Here is a 4797-nt window from a genome sequence, read left to right as displayed (position 1 = left end):
CCGACCGTGCCGCCGGTGGGCACGGCGTCGCCCAAGGCTTTGACCGGGACCACGGCGCGCACGCGGAGCAAGGGACAGTCGCGGCGCCAGGCCAGGGCCGGACGGCGGCAGGCCAGGGCCGGACGGCGGCGGGCCAGGCCGGGGCAGCGCACGGCCGGGCCGGCGCGGAGTCCACGCCGCCGTTTACCGGACGCCCCCGCGAGAGCGATCCGGTGGACCCCCGCGATCTGTAGCCGCCGGACGCAGCTGAAGCCGCGCCTGCAGCGGGCGTGGCTCAGGCGGGACGGTCGAGGTCCGGTGCGGAGAAGGTGTCGCACCGGCTGGCATCCCCGGTCTCATAACCATGCAGGAACCAGCGTTGCCGCTGCTCGCTGGAGCCGTGGGTCCACGTGTGGGGATTGACTTGCCCGGTGGCGGTTTGCTGGATGCGGTCATCGCCCACGGCGGCCGCGGCGGAAAGGGCGTCCTGCAGGTCCTGCTGCGTCAGCGGTTGCATGAATGGTTTCCCTGTCCGTTCATCGATTTGCTCGGTGGCATTGCCCGCCCACACACCGGCGTAGCAGTCGGCCTGGAGTTCCACCCGGACGGCGCCGGATACGGGGCCCTGCGGATCCCGCTGGGCGTAACCGATCGCCCCTGTCAGATTCTGGATGTGGTGGCCGAACTCGTGCGCGACCACGTACTCCTCGGCCAGCGGGCCGCCGTTCGCACCAAACCGGGTGGTCAGGTCGGAGAAGAAGCCGGTGTCAAAATACGCCGTCTGGTCGCGAGGGCAGTAGAACGGGCCAACGGCACTGCTCGCTGAGCCGCAGCCGGTGCTGACCCCGCCGTCGAAAAGGACCGTCTGGGGTGCCGGATACCTCATGTTGAACTGGGGGAGGTAGCCGGCCCAGAAGTCGTTCAAGCTGTTGACGGTGCCGACGATGCGGCAATCGGTGCGCTCGTTGGCGTCCGCCCCGGTGCGGCATTCCTGCTGCAAGCCCGTGCCGCCTGCCTGCTGCTGTTCGCCGCTGTCCAGGCCAAACCCCTGCAACAGTTCGGCCGGCACGCCCAGCAGGCTTGCAATGAGAACCAGCAGCCCGCCGCCCCCGATGGCGATCTTGCCGCCCAGGCCGCCGCGGCGGTCCTGCACTTGTGACGTATCCAGTTGAGAACCGCGGTTGAAACTCATCCGCCAAGGATAGCTGTCCTGTGCCGAGACGAAGGGGAGTGGCGGCCCGCGGCCAGCCGGTAGACTGGAAAGGCTGATTTCCGCCCGTCCTGTCCGGGCGGCGCCCGGACATCCCGTTCCCACACCCCAACTGATTCCTGTCGAGAGGCTTCCACTGTGATTACCGTCAACGATCTTGAGCTGCGTGCCGGAGCCCGTCTGCTCATGGAGGCGGTCTCCTTCCGTGTGGACAAGGGCGACAAGGTGGGACTGGTGGGCCGCAACGGCGCCGGGAAGACCACACTGACCCGTGTACTGGCCGGGGAAGGCATTCCTGCCTCAGGGACGGTCTTGCGCAGCGGCGAGGTGGGCTACCTGCCGCAGGATCCCCGGACCCCGGACATGGAGCAGTTGGCCCGGGACCGGATTCTTTCGGTTCGCGGCCTTGACGTAGTCACCCGCAAGCTCCGCGACGCGCAGACGGACATGGCCAGCGCCGACGCGGAAGTCCAGGCCAAGGCTATGCGCCGGTACGACCGGCTGGAGGCCGAGTTCATTTCCGGCGGCGGCTACGCGGCCGAAGCCGAAGCTGCCGCCATCTCCTCCAACCTGGCGCTGCCGGAGCGGATCCTGAACCAGCCCCTGCGTACCCTGTCGGGCGGCCAGCGCCGCCGCGTGGAGTTGGCCCGCATCCTGTACTCCGGTGCCGAAACCATGCTCCTCGACGAACCGACCAACCACTTGGACGCCGATTCCATCAGTTGGCTGCGGGAGTTCCTCAAGAACCACCAGGGCGGCCTGATCGTGATCAGCCACGACACCGGGCTGCTCGAAGCCACCGTCAACAAGGTGTTCCACTTGGACGCCAACCGCGCCACCATCGACATCTACAACATGAACTGGAAGCGGTACCTGTCCCAGCGCGAGACCGACGAGCGGGCCCGCAAGCGTGAGCGCGCCAACGCTGAAAAGAAGGCACAGGTCCTGATGGACCAGGCGAACAAGATGCGGGCCAAGGCGACCAAGGCGGTGGCAGCCCAGAACATGGCCAAACGCGCCGAACGGTTGCTCAGCGGCCTGGATGAGGTGCGGGCCCAGGACAAGGTGGCTGCCCTCCGGTTCCCCGACCCGGCGCCCTGCGGCAGGACCCCGCTCACCGCCGAGGGTCTCAGCAAGTCCTACGGGTCGTTGGAGATTTTCACGGATGTGGATTTGGCCATCGACCGGGGCTCGCGCGTGGTCATCCTGGGCTTGAACGGCGCCGGAAAGACCACACTGCTGCGCATGCTCGCGGGCGTGGACACCCCCGACACCGGCGATGTCCTGCCCGGCCACGGCTTGAAGATCGGCTACTACGCGCAGGAACACGACACGTTGGACGTGGAACGGACAGTGCTGGAGAACATGCGCACAGCCGCTCCGGATTTGCAGGATGCCGAGGTGCGCAACATCCTCGGCTCGTTCCTGTTCTCAGGCGACGACGTTAACAAGCCCGCCGGGGTGCTGTCCGGCGGTGAGAAGACCAGGCTCGCCTTGGCGACCATTGTCGCGTCCTCGGCCAACGTGCTGCTGCTGGATGAGCCGACGAATAACCTGGACCCGGCGAGCCGCGCAGAAATCCTCGGGGCCCTGCGCAATTACAGCGGGGCGGTCGTCATGGTGAGCCACGACGAAGGCGCGGTCGAAGCGCTGAACCCGGAACGCGTTGTCCTGTTGCCCGATGGCGTCGAAGACCTCTGGAACGAGGACTACCTGGACCTGGTCACGCTGGCCTGATTCCGGGTGCTGCCTCGTACCGCCATTGCACAGCGCTTAGACACCTCCCTCGTTCCTCGGTCGGCGATGCGCGCCTTAGCAATGACGGTTGAGGCAGCGCAGCAGCCAGCAGCTAATCGTCCTGGCTGAGCAGGGAGCCGTCGGTGCGGAACCCCTGGGCGTCCAACAGGGCGTCTTCCTCTTCTTCGGCCGTTGGCCGCTTCCGCTGGCGCTTTGGGGCTGCGGCGCGCGGCGCCGGATTCGCCTGGTGGAAGCCGCTCAGTGCCTCCTCTTCCTCGGTGTGCCGGCTGTGGTGGGCCTGCTGCCGGGCTGCATAGCCGTAGCCGACGAACAGTAAGACGCCGAAGGCGTACCACTGCATCGAGTAGGACAGGTGGGGGCCTTCGTCGATGGCTGGTTTGGGGATCTGCACGGGTTGGACCGAGGCGGCGGGCGATTCCGCCGCCATCAGACCGTAGCTGCCGGTATGGACGGGGTAGGGGAGCTCTGCCGCGTAGGCGTCCAAGTTAATGGAGGCGAGCTGGCCTTCCGGCGCCCCGCGGCTGACCGCGCCTTCGCCGGGCTTGACGCGGGCGACGACGGTGACCTCGCCATCCGGAGCAGCGGGGATGGTATCCGGGTGGCCGGCTTGGTTGTTGCCGATGGGAAGCCAGCCCCGGTCCACTACGACGGCGCTGCCATCCTTAAGGCGCAGCGGGACAAGCACTTCGTAACCCGGCCGTCCGTTCAGGGGGCGGTTCCGCACGATCCGCTGCCCCGCGTCGTCGTACTCGCCGGTGAGGACCACCGGCGTCCATTCCCTCGACTCGTCGGCAGTGGCAAAGATGTCCGGCACTTTGCTGAACGGCACCGGCTTGGCGTCGTAATTGGTCTCCACAGCAGCAATGACGTTGCGGGCCTGGTCCCGGCGGTCCATCTGCCAGTTGCCCAGCACGACGCAGAGCGCGGCCAGCAGGGCAACAATCAGCAGCCAGCCCAGCCATTTGGCGCTGAGCAGGAAACGGTAGGACATTCAGACACTGCTTTCCGGTGTGGAGGATTCTGCCAAGGGCAACGTTTCGCGCCAGAGGCTGCGCTGGACCAGATAATCCTGCAGCCATTCCCGGTGTCCGCCGCAGGCAAGCCAGATTTTGCGGCGCTCCGGAGTGTGGATCTTCGGGTTGTTCCACAGCAGCTGCCACTGCGCGTCTTGACGGCAGCCCTTCCGGGAACAGACAGGGGAGCCGGCCGCTGCTCCGCCGCCGAGCTGGTCCAAGAGGTTCACGCAGCCGCCCTCCGCTGGCGCCGCTTGGTCACGGGGCTCAGGTTTCCGAGAAACGCGGACGGCTGGTCATCGACGTGGCTGCCGTCGGGCGCAGGAACGTCTCCTCCGGCGGGACCGTTGGCTGCGGCGGGAGCGTCGCCTGGGTCCGGAGCTTGGGCTTGGCTTGAAGGGCCCTGGCGGGGCGATGTGGTCCCGGCATCGGCTGTGCGGGGCGTGCCCGGTCCGGCGTCGTCGATGAGTTCCCCCGTGAGGACTTCATCGGTGCCGGCATCGGTCCCGCCGCTGGCGGGCGCTTCCAGTTCCAGGTGCGGGGCCTCGTCCAGCAAGGCAGCACTGTGCTCGAGATGAGATTTGTCGCTGCCGCCGTTGGCGATGATGACGGCGATCCACGGCAGGAACACGGCGCCGGCCACAAAGAACCAGCGGAACCAGCTATCGATGAAGAAGAAGAGCAGCAAACAGGCCAACCGGATACCCATGGCGAGCGTGTACTTAACCATGCGCCGGTGCATTTCATCGGTGTGGCTTTCAGGGACGTCCGTAATGCTCAGGACTTCGGGTTTCTCGTCAGGTTGCTTGCTCATCACACTCCATCAGCGCTGTATCA

Annotated in this window: 6 protein-coding genes; 2 read left to right on the top strand and 4 right to left on the bottom strand. The window is 66.9% G+C overall.

What is annotated here, in order from left to right:
• A partial coding sequence (locus AC5RWT_RS34560; RefSeq protein WP_494084165.1) for a hypothetical protein occupies window positions 1-233 on the top strand: 233 nt, incomplete at its 5' end.
• Between the two features lie 41 nt (window positions 234-274).
• Here the strand turns inward: AC5RWT_RS34560 and ypfJ are convergent.
• Window positions 275-1171 (bottom strand): KPN_02809 family neutral zinc metallopeptidase, encoded by an 897-nt coding sequence (gene ypfJ / locus AC5RWT_RS34555; RefSeq protein ID WP_494084164.1) that lies wholly within the window; start codon window positions 1169-1171, stop codon window positions 275-277.
• Between the two features lie 156 nt (window positions 1172-1327).
• Here ypfJ and AC5RWT_RS34550 point away from each other — a divergent pair, with 156 nt between their 5' ends.
• The gene (locus AC5RWT_RS34550) at window positions 1328-2926 is read left to right on the top strand and encodes an ABC-F family ATP-binding cassette domain-containing protein (protein ID WP_494084163.1); all 1599 of its coding nucleotides are present in this window, start codon (window positions 1328-1330) and stop codon (window positions 2924-2926) included.
• A gap of 112 nt (window positions 2927-3038) precedes the next feature.
• Here the strand turns inward: AC5RWT_RS34550 and AC5RWT_RS34545 are convergent, their stop codons facing one another.
• From AC5RWT_RS34545 to AC5RWT_RS34535, 3 genes are read right to left on the bottom strand one after another with little or no spacing between them, the layout of a single operon-like run.
• A complete protein-coding gene (locus AC5RWT_RS34545; protein WP_494084162.1) occupies window positions 3039-3938 on the bottom strand; it encodes an SURF1 family cytochrome oxidase biogenesis protein in 900 nt (299 codons plus the stop codon).
• Complete coding sequence (locus AC5RWT_RS34540) at window positions 3939-4190, bottom strand: hypothetical protein (protein ID WP_493967542.1); 252 nt, start codon at window positions 4188-4190, stop codon at window positions 3939-3941.
• Window positions 4187-4774: a DUF3099 domain-containing protein gene (locus AC5RWT_RS34535; protein WP_494084161.1), complete on the bottom strand. Its 588-nt coding sequence runs from the start codon at window positions 4772-4774 to the stop codon at window positions 4187-4189. Before AC5RWT_RS34535 ends, AC5RWT_RS34540 begins: the two co-directional genes overlap by 4 nt.
• Window positions 4775-4797: the final 23 nt, after the last annotated feature.

The organism is Arthrobacter sp. Dra40, assembly GCF_059091905.1.
This window is presented reverse-complemented; position numbering and strand designations above follow the sequence as displayed.